General features: G+C 43.8%; 21 protein-coding genes and 2 tRNA genes. 14 read left to right on the top strand and 9 right to left on the bottom strand.

All coding sequences use genetic code 11. The features are described 5' to 3' along the window. Window positions 1–2: 2 nt before the first annotated feature. A complete protein-coding gene (locus MTX11_RS07115; RefSeq protein WP_243474743.1) occupies window positions 3–950 on the bottom strand; it encodes a pirin family protein in 948 nt (315 codons plus the stop codon). A 498-nt stretch (window positions 951–1,448) separates the two neighbouring features. On the opposite strand from MTX11_RS07115, the gene MTX11_RS07110 reads away from it, so the two are divergent. Further along, window positions 1,449–2,771 carry a GGDEF domain-containing protein gene (locus MTX11_RS07110; protein ID WP_243474742.1) on the top strand — a complete coding sequence of 441 codons (1,323 nt, stop codon included), beginning with the start codon at window positions 1,449–1,451 and terminating at the stop codon, window positions 2,769–2,771. A gap of 190 nt (window positions 2,772–2,961) precedes the next feature. Next, window positions 2,962–4,185: a GGDEF domain-containing protein gene (locus tag MTX11_RS07105; RefSeq protein WP_191112473.1), complete on the top strand. Its 1,224-nt coding sequence runs from the start codon at window positions 2,962–2,964 to the stop codon at window positions 4,183–4,185. 8 nt (window positions 4,186–4,193) lie between these two features. On the opposite strand, the gene MTX11_RS07100 is transcribed toward MTX11_RS07105, so the two are convergent. Together MTX11_RS07100 and guaA are read right to left on the bottom strand one after the other, a co-directional pair. Beyond that, entirely contained in the window at window positions 4,194–5,126 is a 933-nt protein-coding gene (locus MTX11_RS07100) for a restriction endonuclease (RefSeq protein ID WP_004280964.1), read from the bottom strand. Window positions 5,127–5,285: 159 nt separating this feature from the next. Then, the gene (guaA, locus tag MTX11_RS07095; RefSeq protein WP_004280963.1) at window positions 5,286–6,854 is read right to left on the bottom strand and encodes a glutamine-hydrolyzing GMP synthase; all 1,569 of its coding nucleotides are present in this window, start codon (window positions 6,852–6,854) and stop codon (window positions 5,286–5,288) included. Between the two features lie 344 nt (window positions 6,855–7,198). On the opposite strand from guaA, the gene MTX11_RS07090 reads away from it, so the two are divergent. After that, entirely contained in the window at window positions 7,199–7,837 is a 639-nt protein-coding gene (locus MTX11_RS07090) for a DedA family protein (RefSeq protein ID WP_243474741.1), read from the top strand. Between the two features lie 35 nt (window positions 7,838–7,872). On the opposite strand, the gene MTX11_RS07085 is transcribed toward MTX11_RS07090, so the two are convergent. The 5 genes from MTX11_RS07085 to MTX11_RS07065 form a co-directional block, all read right to left on the bottom strand. Continuing rightward, the gene (locus MTX11_RS07085; protein ID WP_243474740.1) at window positions 7,873–8,466 is read right to left on the bottom strand and encodes a threonine transporter RhtB; all 594 of its coding nucleotides are present in this window, start codon (window positions 8,464–8,466) and stop codon (window positions 7,873–7,875) included. Between the two features lie 197 nt (window positions 8,467–8,663). Further along, window positions 8,664–9,056 (bottom strand): hypothetical protein, encoded by a 393-nt coding sequence (locus tag MTX11_RS07080; RefSeq protein ID WP_243474739.1) that lies wholly within the window; start codon window positions 9,054–9,056, stop codon window positions 8,664–8,666. A 13-nt stretch (window positions 9,057–9,069) separates the two neighbouring features. Next, window positions 9,070–9,906, bottom strand: a complete 837-nt coding sequence (locus MTX11_RS07075; protein ID WP_004280959.1) for a ParA family protein — start codon at window positions 9,904–9,906, stop codon at window positions 9,070–9,072. A 95-nt stretch (window positions 9,907–10,001) separates the two neighbouring features. Then, window positions 10,002–10,394: a SirB2 family protein gene (locus MTX11_RS07070; RefSeq protein WP_174894703.1), complete on the bottom strand. Its 393-nt coding sequence runs from the start codon at window positions 10,392–10,394 to the stop codon at window positions 10,002–10,004. A 9-nt stretch (window positions 10,395–10,403) separates the two neighbouring features. Beyond that, window positions 10,404–10,712 carry a BolA family protein gene (locus tag MTX11_RS07065; RefSeq protein WP_174894083.1) on the bottom strand — a complete coding sequence of 103 codons (309 nt, stop codon included), beginning with the start codon at window positions 10,710–10,712 and terminating at the stop codon, window positions 10,404–10,406. Window positions 10,713–10,945: 233 nt separating this feature from the next. Between MTX11_RS07065 and MTX11_RS07060 the strand changes: the two genes are divergently transcribed. Then, a tRNA-Gly gene (locus MTX11_RS07060) sits at window positions 10,946–11,018 on the top strand. A 48-nt stretch (window positions 11,019–11,066) separates the two neighbouring features. Further along, window positions 11,067–11,142: transfer RNA gene (locus MTX11_RS07055), tRNA-Gly, on the top strand. A 268-nt stretch (window positions 11,143–11,410) separates the two neighbouring features. Here the strand turns inward: MTX11_RS07055 and MTX11_RS07050 are convergent. Next, window positions 11,411–13,111, bottom strand: coding sequence for an NAD-dependent malic enzyme (locus MTX11_RS07050; protein ID WP_243474738.1), 1,701 nt, complete (start codon window positions 13,109–13,111; stop codon window positions 11,411–11,413). A gap of 292 nt (window positions 13,112–13,403) precedes the next feature. Here MTX11_RS07050 and MTX11_RS07045 point away from each other — a divergent pair, with 292 nt between their 5' ends. The 9 genes from MTX11_RS07045 to glmS all read left to right on the top strand — a co-directional run bounded on the left by MTX11_RS07045 (window position 13,404) and on the right by glmS (window position 23,351). Continuing rightward, window positions 13,404–14,366 (top strand): alpha/beta hydrolase, encoded by a 963-nt coding sequence (locus MTX11_RS07045; protein WP_243474737.1) that lies wholly within the window; start codon window positions 13,404–13,406, stop codon window positions 14,364–14,366. A gap of 345 nt (window positions 14,367–14,711) precedes the next feature. Continuing rightward, window positions 14,712–16,223, top strand: a complete 1,512-nt coding sequence (gene exaC, locus MTX11_RS07040) for an acetaldehyde dehydrogenase ExaC (protein WP_243474736.1) — start codon at window positions 14,712–14,714, stop codon at window positions 16,221–16,223. Window positions 16,224–16,623: 400 nt separating this feature from the next. Further along, entirely contained in the window at window positions 16,624–17,739 is a 1,116-nt protein-coding gene (gene ribBA, locus MTX11_RS07035) for a bifunctional 3,4-dihydroxy-2-butanone-4-phosphate synthase/GTP cyclohydrolase II (RefSeq protein ID WP_243474735.1), read from the top strand. A gap of 18 nt (window positions 17,740–17,757) precedes the next feature. Beyond that, window positions 17,758–18,228, top strand: a complete 471-nt coding sequence (gene ribH, locus MTX11_RS07030) for a 6,7-dimethyl-8-ribityllumazine synthase (protein WP_004280926.1) — start codon at window positions 17,758–17,760, stop codon at window positions 18,226–18,228. Window positions 18,229–18,232: 4 nt separating this feature from the next. After that, a complete protein-coding gene (gene nusB, locus MTX11_RS07025) occupies window positions 18,233–18,685 on the top strand; it encodes a transcription antitermination factor NusB (protein WP_243474734.1) in 453 nt (150 codons plus the stop codon). 14 nt (window positions 18,686–18,699) lie between these two features. After that, window positions 18,700–19,617 carry a thiamine-phosphate kinase gene (gene thiL / locus MTX11_RS07020; RefSeq protein ID WP_243474733.1) on the top strand — a complete coding sequence of 306 codons (918 nt, stop codon included), beginning with the start codon at window positions 18,700–18,702 and terminating at the stop codon, window positions 19,615–19,617. Beyond that, entirely contained in the window at window positions 19,595–20,116 is a 522-nt protein-coding gene (locus tag MTX11_RS07015; protein ID WP_114542080.1) for a phosphatidylglycerophosphatase A family protein, read from the top strand. Before thiL ends, MTX11_RS07015 begins: the two co-directional genes overlap by 23 nt. A gap of 20 nt (window positions 20,117–20,136) precedes the next feature. Further along, window positions 20,137–21,501, top strand: coding sequence for a bifunctional UDP-N-acetylglucosamine diphosphorylase/glucosamine-1-phosphate N-acetyltransferase GlmU (gene glmU / locus MTX11_RS07010; protein ID WP_243474732.1), 1,365 nt, complete (start codon window positions 20,137–20,139; stop codon window positions 21,499–21,501). A gap of 11 nt (window positions 21,502–21,512) precedes the next feature. Beyond that, a complete protein-coding gene (gene glmS / locus MTX11_RS07005) occupies window positions 21,513–23,351 on the top strand; it encodes a glutamine--fructose-6-phosphate transaminase (isomerizing) (protein ID WP_243474731.1) in 1,839 nt (612 codons plus the stop codon). The last annotated feature ends 74 nt before the right edge of the window (window positions 23,352–23,425 follow it).

Raw genomic sequence — 23,425 nt, 5'->3', positions numbered from 1 at the left:
ATTTATCGGGAAGCCCGCATCTGGTCTGGAAATGCGGGCGCTTCTAAACGTGGTCCATCATAGGCAGGAATGGAACCAAAACGTTCATGACCTTCAATCCATTGTTCCCGCGCAATTTTAAGTTCCTCTGTCGTGCGCCCGACCAAATTCCACCACAGTAAAATCGGGCTTTCAAATGGCTCCCCACCAATCAATAGCACCCGGCTCCCGGCATGAACTTCAGCATTGACCTGCTGTAAGCCGGGCTCCAGGATCAGCATATTATCTTCATTTAGTTCATGCCCATTTATACTGGCCGTCCCCTCAAGCACCATAAAGCCATATTCAAATTTCGGATTCAGAGGCAAGCGCGCACTAGTACTTTGAGCTGCATACAGGTCTACTCCGAGTAGTTCGCTATGTACTTTAACCGGTGATCTCGTTTTTAAATATTCTCCGACCAGCACGGTAAATTCAATGCCTTGCTCATTGACGACCGGCAATTCAGGATAATGTTCAAAACCTGGTGCCATATTGATCTTGTCATCCGGCAAGGCAATCCATAACTGTGCTGCATGCATATGTGTCTCACTTTCAGGAGAGACTTCGGTATGTGAAATGCCATAACCCGAGGTCATCAGATTGACCTGCTTGGGACGAATCAACTGCTGATTTCCCAGACTGTCATTGTGCATCATGCTGCCTTCGATCATCCATGTAAAGGTCTGCAGACCAATGTGCGGATGTGGTCCGATATCCAGACCATCTCCTTGCGGGAAAATGGCCGGACCCGCATGATCCAGAAAACACCAGGCACCAATCATGCGCTTATGTCTGCTTGGCAAGGCACGTTTAATCACGGTGCCCTGTCCGATTTCCGCGCGACGTAAAGGAAACTCCTGAATAAACTGATTCACATACTTTTCACAATCATCGGAATTCGACAGTTCAATATCACTATTATTCGACATGGCTGAGCTTACCTCGGCATTTTCATTCTACTTTTGAGTGGGTGAGACATGCATTTGACCGATTCAAGATGCCTCTCTGTTCAGGACAATGTACAGGGTCTATGGGCAAAATCTATCCCTGGAAATATTTAGATACGTATAAAACTCCTCACTAGTCTCATTAATTTAAATCCTGAAAGGCAGATGGGATTTGTATCCAAAGCCCCCAAAATTAAGTTTTAGCAAGGCAATCATGATTTAGGCACATGGAGTTATGAGTTTAAATAAACTGAAGATCAGGAATGTCATTTATGTTTCACGTGAAACGAATCCATAACAACCAAATATCCCAATGAATAAGATGATTATTCATGTATTTCAATCACTTTCAATTTTACAAAACACAAATTTTGTTACGTTTTAGCTTTAAAAACTTCCCGGATACCCAATTTTTGGGAGGTTATTTTTTACTCAACCACGGCATAATAGGCACCTATAAAAATAACACTGGACCAGGACATGTCTGCTCAGAATGAGAATATATATTCAACGGCGAATGTATCTTTTCAAAATTCGACGACCGATAAATCACTGAAATTATCTGAATGTGATCTGCAGAACCGTCAGCTGATTGAACAGGCGCTAACAGATCCTCATGCCCGTATTCCTGCCCCGTTTCAGCAGTATTTTCATGATTATGTCTATACGCATAGTCATCATAACTTGCGTCAAATTAACTATCTGGCGCAAATTGCCTTTTTACTGTATTTCTTTGCCGATATTCTGATTATTCCAGACATGTTTTTTATTTCTGGTCTGATGCGCGTCGTTCTGGTTCTGGGCGCCATGTTTTGCTGTTATTACCTGTTTAAAAAACATAAAAATATTCAGATTCTGGACAGAATCTTGCCGATAGGCACCACTGTGGCTGCAGCGGCCTGGATTGGCTTACTCGCGCTTTCAACCAGTCCCCATGTTGCCACCTATATTTACGCCTCTGCGATCTTTATTCTCATCGCCAATCTCTGTATACAGACCCAGTTTAAAGTCGCGGTCTATTGCTCCATCTTGATCGCCCTGTTTATCATGCTTGGGGTATCCCAGTTCATGAGTGCTTCTCAAGCCTTTATTTTTAGCGTGGTCTTTAGTCCACTGTGGTTTTTTAGTATTTATATTAACTGGAATAATATTCTAAATGTGCGGCGTTCTTTTTTGCGCTCCCTGCTTGATGAATGGAACTATCAAACCTTAAAGAATCTGGCCCATACCGATGATTTGACCCAGCTCTACAACCGTCGCCATTTTGTCGATATGGCTGAACGCTCTATTCATCAATGGCCTAAACATGCCAGTAGCTGCCTGTTGATGTTTGATGTGGATCATTTTAAAAATATTAATGATAGCTATGGGCATGATGTCGGTGATCGGGTGCTACAACTGATTGCTGAGGTGACCCGTAAAGAAATGCGGCATAGCGATGTACTGGCACGTTTTGGTGGGGAGGAATTTATCGCCCTCCTAGAAGATACTCAGCTGCAAGACAGCTGGGTGATTGCAGAACGAATTCGTTGTGCAATTCAAAAGCAGTACATTTATGTCGAACCCAATCATGCCATCCGGTTCACCATTTCGATCGGTGTAGCAGAACTGGAATCCCATACCCAACCCCTGGAAGACCTGATCAAACAAGCCGATATTGCCTTGTATCAGGCCAAGAAGTCTGGCCGAAACCGGATTGAGGTCTATCATCCAGATATGCTGAATAAGCCCAAGCCTGCGACAGAAAATCCCTGGAATGTATTTAAGCCAGACACTCAACCAGCCCAGTCAACGGCGAATTAAAGCTGGATCATTAGTCTGTTCTATAAGCTAGGATCATCCTTAGAATGCACTAATCGGGGATTTCATTTTATAAAATAAATTTGATTCTTCCACTTTTAAAATATCCAACAAAAGAATAGAATATTTTTTATACAACTATATATAAATTTCATCTTATTCATTTTTATATATTTTAATTTGGGAAGGCTGCATGCCGCATGATAACGAAAAAGAATCACGTACCCTGATTCAGGAGGCTCTTCAAGATCCGCTTGTTCGTATTCCTGCGCCTCTAAAACCGGCCTACTATGCCCATCAAAAGAAGCTCACTTTAAAATACCTATTACAGGTCAATTTATTCGCACAGCTGGCATATGCCTCTTATACCCTCGCCGATATTCTGGTGCTGCATGATATTCTCAATTTGCTCATTTTGACCAAAATTAGCTATACCATTCTGATCGTACTGATCACGATCTGGATGTATCACTCTTACCGCAATTTACCTGTGTTTGATTTACTCTTACCTACCTCAATTATTGGCGCAAGTGCCATCTGGTTTTTTAATCTAAATCAGTCTGAAAGTGCTTATACCCTCATTTATCAATATGCCTCCTTGGTTTTTATTGTGTTGGCCAATTTATGTGTGCAGATCCGGTTCTGGCCGTCTTTGATTACTTCGAGTCTGATTACTTTGATGATTTACATCGGTGTATATTTCAATACTCGATCTGACCTGTACCAGATGTTTTTATTTTCCCTGATTTATCTGCCAGTATTGACCTTCAGTCTATATATTAGCTGGAGCTCGACCTTAAAATCACGCATGGTATTTTTGCAGCATACCCTGAATGAATATAATCGGCAGGCCTTTGAAAATATGGCTCATACCGACTCACTCACTGGCCTGAATAACCGTCGCTGTTTTGAATATCTCGCGCAACAACTGGTACAACAGAATTTTGATCAACCGGTGCCTATGAGTTTACTGGTCTTTGATGTCGATCATTTTAAGCAGATTAATGATCGTTATGGTCATGATATCGGAGATCAGGTCTTACAGACGATTGCTCTAAATACACACAGCGAAATGCGGCAGCATGATATTTTGGCACGCTATGGCGGTGAGGAATTTATTGCATTTTTACCTGAAACCTCTCTGGATGAAGCACTAAAAGTTGCCGAGCGTTTAAGGCATAAAATTGAAAATATTGTGATCGATCTGGACAGCCAACATCGTTTCAGTTTTAGCATTTCGATTGGTGCTGCCATCCTGGAAAGCTGTGAAACAGATTTAATGACCCTGATTAAACAGGCCGATATTGCCTTATATCAGGCTAAAGCCAATGGACGGAATCGGGTTGAAGCTTATGATCCAGATCTGGAGCAAAGTTTAGCTGGGGAGCTGCAAAACTGGCAGGTTAAACCGGCTTAAATTACCCGTTAAAAATTATCTTCATCAAAACGATCTTGGTCGATTTTATAGATATGAAAACTACGTTCTATTTGTACACCTAAACCAAATTCAATCATTAAAGACGTCAGCTTATCGCCATCAATTAAAACAATACCGGATTTTCTTGCCGACTCAATGGCCTCTTTACTGAAACTTGACGTAGTAATGAATACACCCTTCTTAGCAACTTGATCGGCCAAAGCACCTTTAAACTGTTGAATGTCGGGACGACCAACAGTATCTTTCCAACGTTTCGCTTGGATGTAAATTTTATCTAACCCTAATCGATCTTCACTAATTACACCATCAATTCCACCATCGTTGGTTTTACCAATCGCTTGAGCTGCATCTTGATGTGAACCGCCGTAGCCCATTGCCACCAGAAGATCGACAACCAGTCTTTCAAAAAATGAAGGAGATTTATCTTTTACCATCTGAAGCAAATCACTTTTCAAATCAGATTTTAATAATTCCGTTGTGTTCTGGATTGTTTCTTCTGGAGTCTGAGTTTCTTGGTAACTATTTAGGCTTTCAATAACTTGTAGATTCCCGATCCCAAACTCATCTTTATTTTTCTTTCCTAATTTAAAATCTGAAAATCCGTTGAACTGTGCTAAATATTCATTTGTTATAGCATCTAAACTTTTTAAATCAACCTGTCTACCCAAGCTACTAATCTCACAATATGCTCTCTTCGGTTGTTGAACTAAGCCCGCCTTAACTAAGTAGGTCTTTGCCCATGCCACTCTATCTTTAAATATATTTTTCCCGCTCGGAAGAATTTTATTTAAATCCTCTTCGTGTAAATTGGAACGTTCAGCTAGGATATTCGCAGCATCCGAAATTTTTATTGGCTCATTTAATTCTGATAATAATTTCATTAAAGGCAGCATTAATTGATCATAAGTAGGTAAAGGCATTTTTTAGCTTTTAAAGGTTTATTTTTATTCAGTATAAATCAAAAAAAGAGCGCCGAAGCGCTCTTTTTTATTAGGTTATATCTGATAAACCAGATACTGCCACGCGCATAGCGCTTGGCGTAATTTAGGCGGACAGCAGTGCTGTCCGAAACCCCTAAATTACTCCCATTCAATTGTTGCTGGTGGTTTAGACGATACGTCATACACAACACGAGAAACTTCAGCAATTTCATTCATGATACGGGTCGAGATCTTATCGACTAAATCATAAGGAAGATGCGCGAAACGAGCCGTCATAAAGTCCACGGTTTCTACCGCACGCAGTGCAATCACCCATGCATAACGACGGCCATCACCGACTACACCCACCGATTTTACTGGCTGGAATACTGCAAATGCTTGAGCAGTCTTGTCATACCAGCCGCTGGCACGCAGTTCTTGCATGAAGATGTCATCTGCAAGACGTAAAATGTCTGCATATTCTTTTTTCACTTCACCCAAGATACGCACACCTAGACCTGGGCCTGGGAATGGATGACGATAGATCATGCTGTGTGGCAAGCCTAAAGTCGTACCCAATTTACGTACTTCATCTTTAAACAAGTCACGTAATGGTTCAACCAGTTCAAATGCTAGGTCTGCTGGTAAGCCGCCCACATTATGGTGTGATTTAATCACATGCGCCTTACCCTGCTTGCTTGCAGCAGATTCAATTACGTCCGGATAAATCGTACCTTGTGCAAGGAATTTTACGCCATCTAATTTACGTGCTTCTTCAGCGAAGACAGCAATAAATTCACGGCCAATAATTTTACGTTTTGCTTCAGGATCAACTTCACCTGCAAGCGCAGTCAAGAAACGCTCTTCAGCATCAGCACGAATCACGCGGATACCCATGTTGTCAGCAAACATTTGCATCACTTGATCGCCTTCGTTCAAACGAAGCAGACCATTGTCTACAAATACACAGGTCAGCTGATCACCGATCGCTTTATGCAACAGCGCTGCCACTACAGATGAATCCACACCACCAGAAAGTCCTAGTAATACTTTTTCATCACCAATCTGTTGGCGAAGCTGTTCTACACGTAGATCAATAATGTGTTCTGGCGTCCACAGACCGCGACAACCACAAATTTGATGAACGAAGTTCGACAGTAATTCTGCGCCTTTAGACGTATGTGTCACTTCAGGATGGAACTGAATACCATAGAAACGGCGAGTTTCGTCAGAAACCATAGCAATTGGACAGCTAGGCGTTTGTGCAGTGATCTGGAAGCCTTCTGGAATACGGGCAACCTTGTCACCATGGCTCATCCAGACATGCAGCTGGTTTTCACGGTCCTGTAAATTACCGATCAGCTTGTCACGTACGACAATATCTACTTCTGCATAGCCAAACTCATGTACATGACCTGGCTCAACTTTACCGCCAAGCTGTTCGCACATGGTTTGCAGGCCATAACAAATACCCAATACCGGCACACCCAGCTCAAATACCACTTGCGGCGCACGCGGGCTGCCCTCAAGGTGAACACTCTCAGGTCCACCAGACAAGATGATACCGTTTGGATTAAATGCACGAATGTCTTCTTCAGACATATCATAGGCATACATTTCAGAATATACACCAGCTTCACGGACACGACGTGCGATGAGCTGACTATATTGAGAACCGAAATCCAGAATCAGGATACGATCTTCAGTAATTTGAGTATTGGTAGTCATGACGAACAACTATGAAAGGCAAACGAAAGATAAGCGCCGTATTCTAACATTTTTCAGCGCATTAAGCACACAATTCGCATTAGGTATGCATTTAGTTGATTGCATTATATTTCTAGCACAACAAAGCATCCCTTCGGATGCCTTGTTTGATCTGTCATTTTTATATTTTTAAGCTCAAGATTTAATCCAATTAAGTCTATTTTTATAAAAATCTGAAGATAATATGTAAGAGAAATTTTGGCTCGATTGAAGATGGATGAAGCGTTAATTATTTTACTTTCTGGTACTGACTTTCATGCCCCGGGCTGTTAGGATTTGACCACACTTTTGCTTGTACTGGGCTCATGGAACTGATTGATTTTATCTTGCATGTTGATGATCACTTGCTTGAATTTATCACTAATTACGGGATCTGGATTTATGCCATTCTTTTCCTGATTATCTTTGTAGAAACAGGTCTGGTGGTCATGCCGTTCCTGCCTGGCGACAGCTTGCTATTTGCAGCAGGTGCACTGGCAGCCTCTACTGGTGCAATGGATCCATGGGTGCTGATTCCACTCTTGTTTGTTGCGGCAGTTCTGGGTGACACCCTGAATTATCATATTGGTAAATATATTGGTCCTCGCGTTTTCGAGATTGAATCGCGCTTCATCAATAAAAAACACTTATTGGCGACCCAGCAATTCTTTGCCAGACATGGTGGTAAGACCATTATTTTTGCGCGTTTTGTTCCTTTTGCCCGTACCTTTGCACCCTTCGTTGCCGGTGCTGGCAGCATGAATTACAAATATTTCCTGACCTATAATGTGGTGGGTGCATTTGCCTGGATTAGCTCATTTGTCATTTTGGGTTATATGTTTGGCAATATGCCAATCGTCAAAGACAACTTCACCTATCTGATTTTTGGCATCATTATTTTAAGTGTATTGCCAGGCGTGATTGGCTTTATTCAACAAAAGCTCAAAAAAAGTAAAATAGCTTAAGAGCTTTTTACATTAAGATTTTACAGCCTGTGCGTTTAATCCCAAAGCTTGATCAGGAGTGGGATCAGACAAAGCAGGACAAATAGAGCCGCGCCTTTATAAATGAGGCCGGCTTTTATTTTTTCAGATGAACTGGTCAATATGGCCTGACCAAAGACCATCCAGAAAATCCCGACCGGAACGGTGCTCAAGCTAAAGGCAGCAAAAACCAGAACGAAATTGGTCGGGCTTTGCCAGGTTTCCATCGGTAAAATCCCGGAGGCCAACAGTGCTGCTTTAGGATTTGTTAAGGTAGTCCTAAACATTTGCCAAGGGCGAATCTGCGGATGGTTCTTGCTGTAACGTTGTAACTGCTGAGCCTTATATAAATGTAAGGTCATCCAGCCCACACAGATGGTACTCAGTACATAGACCAAGCCTTTAAAATTTGGCCAGATCGGTGACGCCAGATGAATCAACAAAGCCCAGACATTAATGGCATAAAAATAACCGAGCAAAATGGCAGGAAGATAGAGACTGGTTTTGGCTTGCCCCTGCTGATGAGCAGAACTGGCCACCAAGGCATTGGCGGGCCCTGGAACCATTAATGCAGCAATGAGTCCTAAAACAAATAACCAATTTTCAATCATCGCAATGAACTTTTCCGGGCCAAGGTTGTAGCTTAATCAATATGGAAGTGGGATAACAAGCTTATAAATTTCAGATTTATATACAGTCTGGTCAATTTCCAGTGAGTTTTATCTTAATGTAAACCGCCCTATTCTTGGTGAAAGCAATAAAAAATGCCGACCCGAAGTCAGCATTTATCCGTTTAATGTTGAATGATTTATTTAGGCGTCGCCTGCCGAACGATGATCGAACAGTTCTTATAACGCGCGGCCTGTACAATCGCTTCCTGCTCGCCTAAAAGCCGTGCCAGTTCGGTTCTTTTGGTATCGGATGACTGTCCCATATTGACTGAAACACTCGGGCCAATACCCCATCCACCACGACTACCCCAACCACCGCCAAGACCAAAGCCCACACCGACGCCAGTACGTTTCGGTGGTTCAACGCCATTGTCGATATACTGCTGAATACGATTATATTCACCCTGTAATTGCGAACAACCCAAAGTCTGATAGAGGGTGGGCGACACATAAGTCGGTTTTACCGGCGTTGCACAGGCACTCAGTAATGCCAGTGCAGCAATACTCAGGCTTACTTTCACAAGTTTCATAGCTAACTCGATCTTAATTCTGCTCTATCTCATTGAACAACGATTGATAGGCCTGAGTCAATTTATGATCAGTAGCCAAATGAATCAAAGGCTGATTTTTCTGATGAGATTCTTTCATCAAGATCGAGGGTGGCAACATACTGTCGAGGACCGGTAAGCCTTCATCTTTGAGCTGTTGTACCACTTCACGCGGTAATTTGGCCTGTGCCTGAAACTGGTTCACGACAATCCCTTCGATTTCCAGCCCTTCATTATGGTCATCCTGGGTTTCAATGACATTTTCAATCAGGGTCTGTAGGGCACGTTTAGAAAATACATCACAGTCAAATGGAATCAGCACGCGGTTCGCCGCAATGAGAGCAGAGAGGGTAAAGAAATTGAATGCAGGCGGTGTATCAATAAATACCCGGTCATAATGCCCCGACAGTTGTTGCAAGGCATCTCGTAGCTTATAAATCTTGTGCTTGGACTCCAGTGCATGGGCCAATGCACCCAGCGTTGGACTAGCCGGAATGACATCCAGATGTTTAAAAGAGGATTGATGCACATAACTTTCCAAGCCTTTGCTACGACTTTTTAAAATCGAGCCAATCGCATTGCCGAGTAGGCCCTTGCTTTGCTGATTACCGAGTACATCTTCAAAATAGTTTTCGATATTCGGTTCGAGTGCCGGCTTGTCACTAGAATACGTCGCATCATCGCCCAGCACATACTGGCTAGAGTTGGCCTGCGGATCCAGGTCAATCAATAAGGTTTTTAAGCCCTGATGTGCACTGATTGCTGCCAGATTGACAGTAATACTCGACTTGCCTACCCCACCCTTTTGATTAAATACCACACGTGTACGCATGTCCCCTCCTCACATTTTTAATTACTTTTACCACATTTGTATTTTTTAATTATTTGCATGGACTGGCTGTGCTGATCATCATAGCCAGCTTGCTTTTAGCCAAAATTCGGCTTGATCATTACCAAAGCCAGAATAGACACCAACGAAACTACAGCAATAACTAAGCCAGCCCGACGCTGCGATAGCAAGATAGAATCATCTTTTTTATAGGCTTTGCCTAACGAGGACACCAGTACCAAAAATAAAATGACTTTGGCATAAAACCAAGGCTGTACATCAAAGTCTTTGAGGACGAGCGACATAATACCGGTCAGTGCAATTACCGTGATGGCTAAATGCTGTAAGGCCACGAGCGCTGTACGTGCCACCGGATTAGGTAAATTCCCTTGTGTACCGACAAACAAGGTGAAGGCACGGGCAAGAATGGTGACAATCGCCAGTCCTGCTGCCGACATATGAATAATCTTGACTAAAAGTTGGGTTTCCATCATGTCCTCTTAGTTTTTTGGTGCGTGTGCACAAGCAGGGCTGGTGGTGTCCTGACCTGCCCATTCTTCAGGCAAAAATGCATGAATGGCCAGCGCATGAATCTTGTCTTTTGACAGCAAATCACCCGCAGCAGCATAAACTTTCTGATGACGCTGGACTGGACGTAAACCCTCAAAAACCTGACTCACAATCACGGTTTTAAAATGCGATTCTTTTCCCGGAAAATAACCGCCATGACCCGAAGATTCATTCACCACTTCCAAATGGGTTGGGGATAATTGCGCCAAACGATCTTTCAGTTGTTGTTCTAAGCTCATGGCCTGACTCCAATCTTCAAAAATATAATCCCAGTATACCTTGTTCTGCCGAGTATTTCGGTAATCTGTTCAGGTGCAATCCGTTGATTGTGGTGAAATTTCATTGATTTCTATATGAATATTGGTTATTTATTGTCTAATCTACAGCATTTTGCTTTTATTTTATGCAATTGATGCAAGATTTTTAACAAAGGTGTTGACCACATTTTTGCATGCTGTATTATACACGGCATGCGGGAATAGCTCAGTTGGTAGAGCATAACCTTGCCAAGGTTGGGGTCGGGAGTTCGAGTCTCCTTTCCCGCTCAAAATTTTTTCATTTAGTTTTTTCATTTAAAAAACTTTATAGACTCCGCGGGAATAGCTCAGTTGGTAGAGCATAACCTTGCCAAGGTTGGGGTCGGGAGTTCGAGTCTCCTTTCCCGCTCCAGATTCTAAAAAAGCCCTGATCGAAAGATCGGGGCTTTTTTTATGCTGATGTTATTTTCTTTAAATGATTCTTTCATTTTTATTTCACTCAATAAAAAATTCTTAATGTACTTTCTGATTTTATAACCAAGATATGACCATGACACCCCTAAGACAATAAAAAAGCCCTCATCAAAAGATCAGGGCTTTTTGATATTCCATCAATGAATCAGATGAAAGCAGGCTAGCGCAAAAAAACTAGCGATGATAAGAATCCATCTTCAATACAATTAAAAGGTAATTCGCTGATAATCACGGTATTGCGGTGTCCAGAAATTATGCTCTATTGCTAGCTGCAATTCTTCTACACTGACTTTCGGTGCTACTCCGTCTTCAATCGCAGCAAGTGCCACTTTTAAGGCAATCTGCTTCGAAATTGACTGTAAACAATCCAGATTCGGCAATAAATCTGCCTGAGGATCTTTCAGTTTCGGAGAACAGTCCGCCAAGGCATTACTCGAGGCCATCAGCATATTATCCGTGACACGTTTCGCACCTGAAGCAACCACACCCAAACCGATACCCGGGAAAATATAAGAGTTATTGCATTGGGAAATATGATGAATCTGTCCCTGATAATTCACTGGTGCAAATGGGCTACCCGTCGCAATCAATGCTCTGCCATTGGTCCATTGCAAGATATCTGCTGGAACAGCTTCTACGCGGGAAGTCGGGTTGGATAAAGGGAAAATAATCGGTTGTACACTATTTTCAGCCATGGCTTCAATCACTTCCTGAGTGAATAAACCCGGCTGTCCAGATACACCAATCAATACCGTCGGTTTGGCACGCTTAACTACATCTAGCAGAGAAATCATGCTCTCTGCATCTGCCCAGCTTTCTACATTTTCAAGAGGCTGTGCCAGTTTGCGCTGGAAATCCAATAAATTCGGCTGATTTTCAGTGATCAGGCCAAAGCGGTCGACCATAAATACGCGTGCACGTGCTTCGGCATCACTCAAGCCCTCAGCAACCATTTGCTTAATGATCTGTTCTGCAATCCCGCAACCGGCTGAACCTGCACCCAGAAAAGTAACCACCTGATCTTTAAGTTGTTTGCCTGCTGCGCGCGAAGCAGCAATCAGGCTGCCCACAGACACTGCTGCGGTGCCCTGAATATCATCATTGAAACAACAGATTCGATCACGGTATTTTTCCAGCAAAGGCATGGCATTTTTCTGTGCAAAGTCTTCAAACTGAATTAAGGCATCTGGCCAGCGCTGTTGAATCGCCTGAATCACCGTTTCGACAAAAGCATAGTATTCATCGCCACTGATTCGCGGTTCACGCCAGCCCATATAAATCGGGTCATTCAACAACTGCTGATTATTGGTACCGACATCAAGAGTAATCGGTAAGGTATAGGCCGGACTGATCCCGCCACATGCGGTGTAGAGTGCCAGTTTTCCAATTGGAATCCCCATACCACCAATGCCCTGATCTCCAAGACCCAGAATGCGCTCACCATCTGTGATCACAATCACTTTCACGTTCTTTTTATTGATATTGTGAATAATCTGGTCGATCTGAGCACGGTCAGGATAGGAAATAAAAATCCCACGATGACGACGATAGATATCAGAAAAGCGCTGACATGCCTCACCCACAGTCGGGGTATAGATAATCGGCATCATCTCACTGAGGTGATTTTCAATCAGATGGTAAAACAGGGTCTCATTGGTATCCTGAATATTCCGCAAATAAATATGCTTGTTAATATCACTGCTAAAAGCACAATACTGCTGATAAGAACGCTGACTTTGCTCCTCAATCGTCTCGGTGACATGAGGAATCAAGCCATGCAAGTTAAAGCTTCTACGCTCTTCTTCAGAAAATGCAGAGCCTTTATTGAGTAGTGGGAGTTCTAGCAGAGTATTTCCAGCATAAGGAATATATAAAGGGCGTTTACTGTTCAAATTTTCTCTGGGCATTATTTAACTCATCTAATCAATCTTCGGCAGTTCTGCCAAAATAATGACATCACTCTCGTTATTTTATATAGCTTATCCTGATTTTAGCCGCTTGGGTCATTTAGCAAATTTATAATACTTGTAGCAGGATTTTATAATCTGATAACACTCATTTTCAGCCAGGTTCTGAACGGTTTTTAAAATTAACCCGTATTCGTATTTTTAATTTAAATCGGTAGCAAGATCTGTTTGACAAAAAACCTCAGCTCATCAAGGATAAAGCATAAATTTAATAAGACCAACGAGTATAAAAATGAGTGAACTGCAACCGCTTTATCAGCCCGATATTCTGGGGACAGGTTATGAGCAAGCGACCTTAAACTTTCCTGATGATTATGAGGGCAAAGTCGTAGCAACCCTAATCCGTAAAAAAGCAGCCCAACCTACAAAAAAAGCAGTTTTATATATTCACGGCTTTATCGATTATTTTTTTCAGACCGAAATGGCAGAGCGCTTTAATCAGCATGGTTTTGATTTTTATGCGCTGGATTTAAGAAAATACGGACGTTCGATTCTGCCGCATCAAAAATATTATAACGTGTATGACCTTGCTGAATATGATGCAGAAATTACCCAGGCACTCGACATTATAGCAGCCGAGGGTCACGATGCTGCCCTGCTCTGTGGTCATTCTACCGGCGGCCTGACCACGACCTTGTATACGGCACATCATCCGCGGCATTCTTTAATCAAAGCACTTTGGGTCAACAGTCCATTTTATGACTTCAATATGAATCCGATCAAGCGCGCGCTCGGCATCCCGCAATTGAGCAGACTGGCTAAAATTTTTCCCAATCTTAAATTTCCAAGCGAGCTGAACAAGTGGTATGCCACCAGCCTGCATAAGGATTTAAAAGGCGAATGGGACTTCAGTCTGGACTGGAAAAAGACCCGCTACCCGATGGTTCGGATCAGTTTTATTCGTGCCATTCATGAGGCACAGAAAGAAATTCATCGCGGTGTTCAGCTCGATATTCCGGTATTGATCATGCATTCGCATCAGACCTTATACCCTAAAAAATGGGGCAAAGCCGCACAGAGCAGTGATGTGATTTTAGGCATTAAAGACATTCAAAAATATGCCAAAAAAATTAAAGGCGATGTCACGGTTCAAAGTATCCAGAACGGTTTACATGATCTGGTACTTTCAGAGCAATCTGTACGTGAGAAGGTTTATCAGCAACTGTTTCAATGGCTGCATGACAAAGGGCTTTAGATAAACGTGGAAGGAGAAATGAAACTTACCCTCATTTCTCCTGCTTGGCTTCTTTTGAATCCTTATTAGGTTGGAATGTAATTAAGCACATTGAAAATATGCCAATCTTTCGATGGTTTATAAGTGCTATAAACCCTTGTTTTTAAATTTAAAAATTTAAAATTTATAACTTTTATTCTTCTACTGCTTGTCTCCAAATATTGTCTTTTGTAGCAAGCCTGTAAACAAACAACCGTCCGTCTTTTTCCCTCTTTATAGTAGAGCTGAATGCAGAAGCGCCTATATTTTTTGATCGGCAACATGCGCGCAGCCTGCACCACTAACAATCATATAAAGGAATAGATTATGCGTTATGCAGACCCCAATACTGACGGTTCAAAAATTCAATTTAAAGCACAATACGATAATTTTATTGGCGGCGAATGGGTCGCTCCGGTCAAAGGTGAATACTTTGACAATCTCTCTCCGGTAGATGGCAAAGTCTTTACCAAAGTGCCGCGCTCTTCTGTAGAAGACATTGAATTGGCCTTAGATGCAGCGCACAAAGCCAAAGAACAATGGAGCCGGTCATCGCCGACCACCCGTTCCAATATTCTGTTGAAAATTGCCGATCGTCTGGAACAAAATCTGGAACTGCTGGCTGTGGCAGAAACCTGGGACAATGGCAAACCGATCCGTGAAACGCTGGCTGCCGATATTCCATTGGCCATTGACCATTTCCGTTATTTTGCCGGCTGTATCCGTGCCCAGGAAGGCGGCATTTCCGAAATAGACGAAGATACGATCGCCTACCATTTTCATGAACCGCTTGGTGTAGTCGGACAAATCATTCCCTGGAACTTCCCGATTCTGATGGCCGCCTGGAAACTCGCGCCAGCCTTGGCTGCAGGTAACTGTATTGTGCTGAAACCTGCAGAACAGACTCCAGTCAGTATTCTGGTGCTCGCTGAACTGATTCAGGACATTTTGCCACCGGGCGTGTTGAACATCGTCAATGGCTACGGGGTCGAAGTCGGCCGTCCACTGGCGACCAATCCTCGTATTGCCAAGATTGCTTTTACCGGTTCAACCGCAGTGGGTCAGATGATCATGCAATATGCGACTGAAAATATTATTCCGGTGACTCTGGAACTTGGCGGTAAATCACCAAACTTGTTCTTTGCCGACATTATGGATCAGGAAGACGATTATCTGGACAAGGCACTGGAAGGCTTTGCCATGTTTGCCCTGAACCAGGGTGAAATCTGTACCTGTCCTTCCCGTGCCTTGGTACAGGAAAGTATTGCCGATGAGTTTTTGGCGCGTGCGGTAGAACGCGTACAACGCATTAAAACCGGGCATCCCCTAGATACCGACACCATGATTGGCGCGCAAGCCTCACAGGAACAGCAAGACAAGATTCTGGGTTGTATTGCCACTGGCCGTGAAGAGGGCGCACAGATTCTCACCGGTGGTGAAGCACGTCAGGAAGTGGGTCAAGGTTTCTATATTGAACCGACCATCTTTAAAGGCACCAATGACATGAAGACCTTCCAGGAAGAAATCTTCGGGCCTGTACTGGCTGTGACCACCTTTAAAGACTTTGATGACGCGATCAAGATTGCCAATGATACGATTTATGGTTTAGGTGCCGGTGTCTGGTCACGCTCAGCACATACCTCCTATCGTGCCGGTCGTGCCATTCAGGCCGGTCGGGTCTGGACCAACTGTTATCATATCTACCCTGCGCATGCGGCTTTCGGTGGCTATAAAAAATCAGGCATTGGTCGTGAGAATCACAGAATGATGCTAGATCATTATCAGCAAACCAAAAACTTGCTGGTGAGCTATTCAACCAAACCGGCAGGTTTTTTCTAAGAAGTAAAGTAAATCTAAAGCGAGCTTCGGTTCGCTTTTTATTCGATATTTTTAAAATTTTTTAATAATAGGTAAAATTTTCCAGCATTGTTCGTCCAGAATTCCATTGAATGACTGACAATAAATAAAAATACTTTCTGAAAACACCTTAATATCTGAACTTATGTTGATTTCACCTAAGTTTCTCATTTTTTATGCTTTTTAATTGCTCAAAAAACCTGCATAAAGCCCAGGCTTTCATTTAAAGTCGGCTTTTCATGTTTATCAAGACTGTGTATAACAATGAACCACTAGAGGGAAAGGAATAAGCATAGGCAAAATTGCGCAAAAAGCGTTAGACTATGTACCCAATAATGTCATGATTCGGTCTGATCAAGATCAAAAAAGAAGGTGAAGGTTGATGCCGCTCAATACTGTTGAAGAGCTTGTAGCAGATATCCGTGCAGGAAAAATGGTCATCCTGATGGATGATGAAGACCGTGAAAATGAAGGCGATTTGGTGATTGCTGCCACACACGTACGTCCTGAAGATATCAACTTCATGATCACCCATGCACGTGGTCTGGTCTGCCTGACTTTAAGTAAAGAGCGTTGTCAGCAGTTGAATCTGCCGTTGATGGTAGATGCCAACGGTGCCCAGCATGGAACCAACTTCACCCTGTCGATTGAAGCGGCTGAAGGTATTTCTACCGGTATTTCTCCGGCTGAACGTGCCCATACAATTCAAACTGCTGTGGCTGCTCATGCCAAACCGGCAGATATTGTACAGCCGGGACATATCTTCCCGCTGATGGCGCAACCAGGTGGTGTATTGCACCGTGCCGGACATACTGAGGCAGGTTGTGATCTTTCCCGTTTAGCAGGACTAGAACCGGCTTCTGTGATTTGTGAAATCATCAATGAAGATGGCACGATGGCGCGCCGTCCGGATCTTGAAGTGTTTGCTGAAAAGCATGGCCTGAAAATCGGCACGATTGCCGATCTGATTCATTACCGCATGACCAATGAACAGACGGTTGAGCGTATTGATCAGCAAAGTATTGATACTGAATACGGCAGCTTTGACCTGTACCGCTATCGTGAACTGGGTAACCCGGATATCCATCTGGCCTTGGTCAAAGGTGAGCCTAAAGATGGCGTGACCACGGTGCGTGTACATGGTTTTAACCCGACCCGCGACTTGCTCAAACTGAAGAAACAGGATGGCGAGCCGGCCTGGAACCTGGATCGTGCCCTGAAAGAAATTTCCAATAGTGATCGTGGTGTTTTGGTCTGGATTGGCCAACGTCATTTACAAGATTTGGGTCCAGCATTAGATACCCTTAAAGCACCAAAAAATGTAAAATCAAATGCTGCTCTTTCGCAGCAGTATCAAACTATTGGTGTCGGTGCACAAATTTTACGTGATTTGGGTGTGGAAAAAATGAAGCTGCTGAGCTCTCCTTTGCGCTTCAATGCCCTGTCAGGCTTTAACTTAGAAGTGGTGGAATACATCACCGCACAACAAACATCTTAAGAAATCATCGAGGTTGTTATGGCAGTTCGCCGTATTGAAGGTATGTTACATCTCGCGAACGAAGACCGTTATGCGATTTTAGTTGGTCGTTTTAACAGCTTTGTGGTTGAACATCTGTTAGAAGGTGCCATTGATACATTGAAACGTCATGGTGTATCAGAGGATAATATCACTGTTGTTCATGCACCTGGTGCCTGGGAACTTCCTGTGGTTGCGAAAAAACTGGCAGCTTCAGATCGTTTCGATGCCATCATCGCGCTTGGCGCTGTGATTCGTGGTAGCACGCCTCACTTCGATTTCGTTGCAGGCGAGTGTGCCAAAGGTTTAGGCGTGGTTGGCCTAGATACTGGCTTACCTGTCATTAACGGTGTACTCACTACGGACAGTATTGAACAAGCGATTGAACGCTCTGGAACAAAAGCAGGCAATAAAGGTAGCGAAGCTGCCCTGACTGCGATTGAAATGGTTAACTTGTTAAAGGCTATTTAACGCTATGTCGCAAACACTTCAAGCAACTTATGCAGCAAAACGTAAAGCACGTCGCTTTGCTGTACAAGGAATTTATGAATGGCAAATGAGCCACAATCCGGTGCATGAGATTGAAGCACGTACTCGTGTGGAAAATGCCATGCACAAAGTGGATCTGAGCTATTATCATGAATTGTTGACTCAAGTGGTTGCCAATCATGAAGCATTGGATGCGCTCTTAATCCCGGTACTCGATCGCGAACTTTCAGCACTTGACGGTGTTGAGCTTGCGACCCTTCGTCTTGGTGCATATGAACTCAAAGAACACCTTGAGATTCCATATCGCGTGGTTCTAGATGAAGCGATCGAGCTGGCTAAACATTTTGGCGGTGCCGATAGCCATAAATACATCAATGGTGTATTGGATCGTTTAGCGACAACCTTGCGTGCAGCAGAAAAACAGCAGTCTAACCAATAGCGTAGATATGTTGGATGGCTGAATTTTCGATTATCGACACCTATTTCAATCGCAAGAATGCCCATTCTGTCGATTTAGGCGTCGGTGACGATTCGGCCTTGCTCACCCCCCCTCCTCAGCAACAACTGGTCATCTGTGCCGACACTCTGGTTGCTGGACGCCATTTTCCCATAGACACCAATCCCCATGCGATTGGCTGGAAATCTGTGGCTGTCAATTTATCTGATATCGCCGCGATGGGCGCAACCCCACATAGTATTTTACTCGCATTGAGCCTACCCCAAATTGATCATGACTGGCTCAAGGCTTTTAGTCAGGGTCTGTACGATTGCTGTGATCAATTTGGCGTAAGTTTAATCGGTGGTGATACCACGCAAAGTCCTCATTTAACCTTGTCTGTCACAGCATTGGGCTGGGTGGATATTGGTCAAGCCATTACACGCTCAGGGGCAAAATCGGGTGATCTGATTTGTGTCAGTGGAACGGTCGGTGATGCAGCTTTTGCACTACAGCATCTTGGTCATTCACTGCAAAAACGTCTGGATTATCCAACGCCACGTTGTCAGCTCGGTGCTGCCCTAAAAGGTCTGGCGCATAGCATGATTGATGTCTCGGATGGTTTGGCCCAAGATCTTGGACATATTCTCAAAGCCTCTCAAGTAGGTGCAAAGCTGCAACTCGAAAACTTACCGATCAGTCCTGCCCTGCATGCCTTAAACGATGCGCAAAAATGGCAATATGCCCTCGCTGGTGGCGATGATTACGAGTTATGCTTTACAATAAGCCCGCAAAATTACCAAAAATTATTGCAAAAACAACTTGATGTTCCGATTAGTATAATCGGAAAAATTCAGCCGCAGCACGGCTTAACTTTTGAAAAAAATGGCGTAGATCATTTACTTCAATTTAATGGGTATCAACATTTTGCATAAGCCTCCAATTCTTTTTAAAACTATGACTTGGCCAGAACGTTTTATTGTGTTCTGTGGTGTGGGCTTTGGTTCTGGTTTAAGTCCTAAAGCACCTGGTACCACTGGTTCCGCTTTTGCACTATTATTTGTACCAGTTTGGCTTGCAATCGGCTTCACAAACACCATCTTGGCGATTATGATCATGTCCCTGATTGGTATTTATATTTGTGACAAAACAGCAAAAATTATGGGCGTACATGATGATGGGCGCATCGTCTGGGATGAGTTTGCAGGACAATCCATCACATTTTTGCCACTGATCTACTTAGGTCAGATGAACTGGTTATGGTTGCTCGTCGGTTTTGCGCTATTCAGATTATTTGATATCTGGAAACCTTGGCCGATCCGGGTGATTGACCGTCAGGTCGACGGTGGCTTCGGCATCATGCTGGATGACATTATTGCCGGTCTTTGGGCGGCTCTTTGTATTTTGCTTTATTTTTACTTCACCGTGGCATAAGCCATATTTAGGATTAGAACATGTCAACGACTGTTATTATTCTTGCTGCAGGTAAAGGCACGCGCATGCGTTCAAGCTTACCGAAAGTATTACAACCTCTTGCAGGACGTCCTTTACTGAGTCATGTCATTGAAACGGCAAAAAAATTAAACGCAGATAATATTATTACGATTTATGGTCATGGTGGTGACCGTGTTCAAACAGCATTTGCACAACAGGATATTAAATGGGTAAAACAGGCTGAACAGCTGGGTACCGGACATGCGGTGCAAATGACCTTGCCTGTACTGCCTAACGACGGCGTATCTCTGATTCTTTCCGGCGATGTACCGTGCATTAATCCTGTGACCTTGCAAAAATTACTCGATGCCACCGCAGAAACCGGTATTGGTCTGGTGACCCTTACCCTGCCGGATGCCAATGGTTATGGCCGTATTGTGCGTGAACAGGGTCAGATCCAGGCCATTATTGAACATAAAGATGCCAACGATGTCCAACGTCAGATCAAGGAAATCAATACCGGTATTTATGCGGTCAGCAATGCCAAGTTGCATCAATGGCTGCCAAATTTAAGCAATGACAATGCGCAGGGTGAATATTACCTGACCGATATTGTGGCGATGGCTTTGGCAGATGGTATGCAAGTTGCATCGGTAGAACCTGAGCAGGCTTTCGAAGTTGAAGGGGTAAATGACCGTGTGCAGTTGGCTGCTTTAGAGCGTCAGTTCCAGGCTTATCAAGCAAAACAGCTGATGCAGCAAGGCGTACATTTGATTGATCCAAGCCGCTTTGACCTGCGTGGCAATTTAACTGTCGGTCAGGATGTCCGTATTGATATCAATGTGATTATGGAAGGTGATTGCGAGCTGGGCGACAACGTTGAAATTGGCGCCGGCTGTATTATCAAGAATACCAAGATTGCAGCTAGCACCAAGGTTCAGCCATATAGCATTTTCGATAGCGCCATCGTTGGGGAAGATACCCAAATTGGACCTTTTGCACGACTCCGTCCGGGTGCAAAACTCGCAGCTGAGGTACATATCGGTAACTTCGTTGAAGTTAAAAATACCACGATTGGTCAAGGCTCTAAAGCCAACCACTTTACCTACCTGGGTGATGCAGAAGTTGGCAGTGGTGCAAACATCGGTGCAGGAACCATTACCTGTAATTATGATGGTGCGAACAAATTTAAAACGATTATTGGTGATCAGGCCTTCATTGGCTCGAACAGTTCATTGGTTGCACCTGTGAGAATTGGCAACGGTGCCACAGTGGGTGCAGGCTCAACGATTACCCGTGATGTGGAAGACAACAGTTTGGCAGTAGAGCGCTCTAAGCAATTTGCCAAAGAAAACTATCCACGTCCGCAAAAAATCAAGAAATAAGGGGAACAAATATGTGTGGTATCGTTGGTGGCATTGCAGAACGTAGCATTACCAATATTTTGATTGAAGGCTTAAAACGCCTGGAATACCGTGGTTATGATTCAGCAGGTTTGGCACTCATTAACAACAGCCAAGTCCTACGTGAACGCCGTGTCGGTAAGGTTGCAAACCTTGAACAGGCTGTGAATGAATCCCAGATTAGCGGTTCACTCGGCATTGCGCATACACGCTGGGCCACCCATGGCAAACCGACTGAAGAAAATGCCCATCCGCATATTTCTGAAAATGTAGCAGTGGTCCATAACGGGATTATCGAAAACTATCAGGAACTCAAAGATGATCTTGAAGCTTTGGGCTATGTGTTTACCTCACAGACCGATACTGAAGTGGTAGCACACCTGATCAATGATGCGCTGAAATCTACCCCGAGCCTGTTAGAAGCCGTACGCCAAGTGGTTCCACAACTGAAAGGTGCCTATGCACTGGGCATCGTACATACGGATCACCCGGATGAATTGATTACTGTGCGTGAAGGTTCACCACTGGTGATTGGTGTCGGTATTGGTGAGAACTTTATTAGTTCCGATCAGTTGGCATTACTTCCAATTACCAACCGTTTTATTTATCTTGAAGAAGGTGATATTGCCCGTTTGACCCGCACCACCATTGAAGTCTTTGTCGATGGTCAACTGGTCGATCGTCCGGTCAAGGAACTGGATGCTGCGGTCAGCAATGCCTCTAAAGGTGAATACAAGCACTACATGCTCAAAGAAATTTATGAGCAGCCTGAAGCGATCAAACAGACCATTTCCCAAGCCTTAAATAGCAATGAGCTGCGCGAAGACTTCCTGACTAATGCAGAACAGGACTTCTCCACAATCCAGCAAATCCAGATTATTGCCTGTGGCACCAGCTATCATGCCGGCATGATTGCCAAATACTGGTTTGAACAACTGATTGATCTACCTTGCCAGGTCGAGATTGCCAGCGAGTTCCGTTATCGCACTCCGGTGATTGTGAATAACACGCTGTATGTGTGTATTTCCCAGTCTGGTGAAACTGCCGACACTTTAGCTGCCTTACGTGATACGCAAAAACGTGCGGCCGCCAAAGGACTGGACATCACCACGATGACCATCTGCAACGTGGCCACCTCATCAATGGTACGCGAAACTCAGCATAGTCTGTTGACGCTGGCAGGTCCTGAAATTGGGGTAGCGTCGACCAAAGCCTTTACCGCCCAGCTTGCTGCATTGATGCTGTTGGTCCTCAAAATCGGTTCTATAAAACATACCATTTCTACAGAACAAATGACGGAGATCACCACAGAACTTTGGCATATGCCTAAAGTCATTCTCGACACCTTACGCCATGATGATGAAATTTTACGTCTCTCTGAACTGTTTGTTGAGAAGCAGCACTGCCTGTTCTTAGGCCGTGGTACGCACTTCCCGATCGCTCTGGAAGGTGCACTCAAACTGAAAGAAATTTCATATATTCATGCTGAAGGTTATGCCGCTGGTGAGCTGAAACATGGGCCATTGGCGCTGGTGGATAATGACATGCCGGTAGTGATTCTGGCACCACAGGACGATATGTTGGACAAACTCAAATCCAATATGGAAGAAGTGCAGGCACGTGGGGGTGAACTGTTCGTCTTTGCTGATGAAAACAGTGGTATTAAAGCCAAAGACCGTCAACATGTAGTCTTTGTACCAAGCGTCGATCCAATCTTGGCACCAATTGTGTATAGCATTCCGGTGCAATTACTGTCTTATCATGTGGCTGTACTTCGTGGTACGGATGTCGATCAGCCACGTAATCTGGCAAAATCAGTCACTGTAGAATAATTTTTTTTGTTAACGACTGGGGAACTGTATTTAGGTAATAAAGTATCACCCTAGGTAATATAGTTTCATCTTTA

Source organism: Acinetobacter lwoffii, from assembly GCF_022809915.1.
GTDB classification, from domain to species: Bacteria; Pseudomonadota; Gammaproteobacteria; order Pseudomonadales; family Moraxellaceae; genus Acinetobacter; species Acinetobacter lwoffii_M.
The sequence above is the reverse complement of the archived record's forward strand: the minus strand, read 5'-3'. Positions and strand labels throughout refer to the sequence as shown.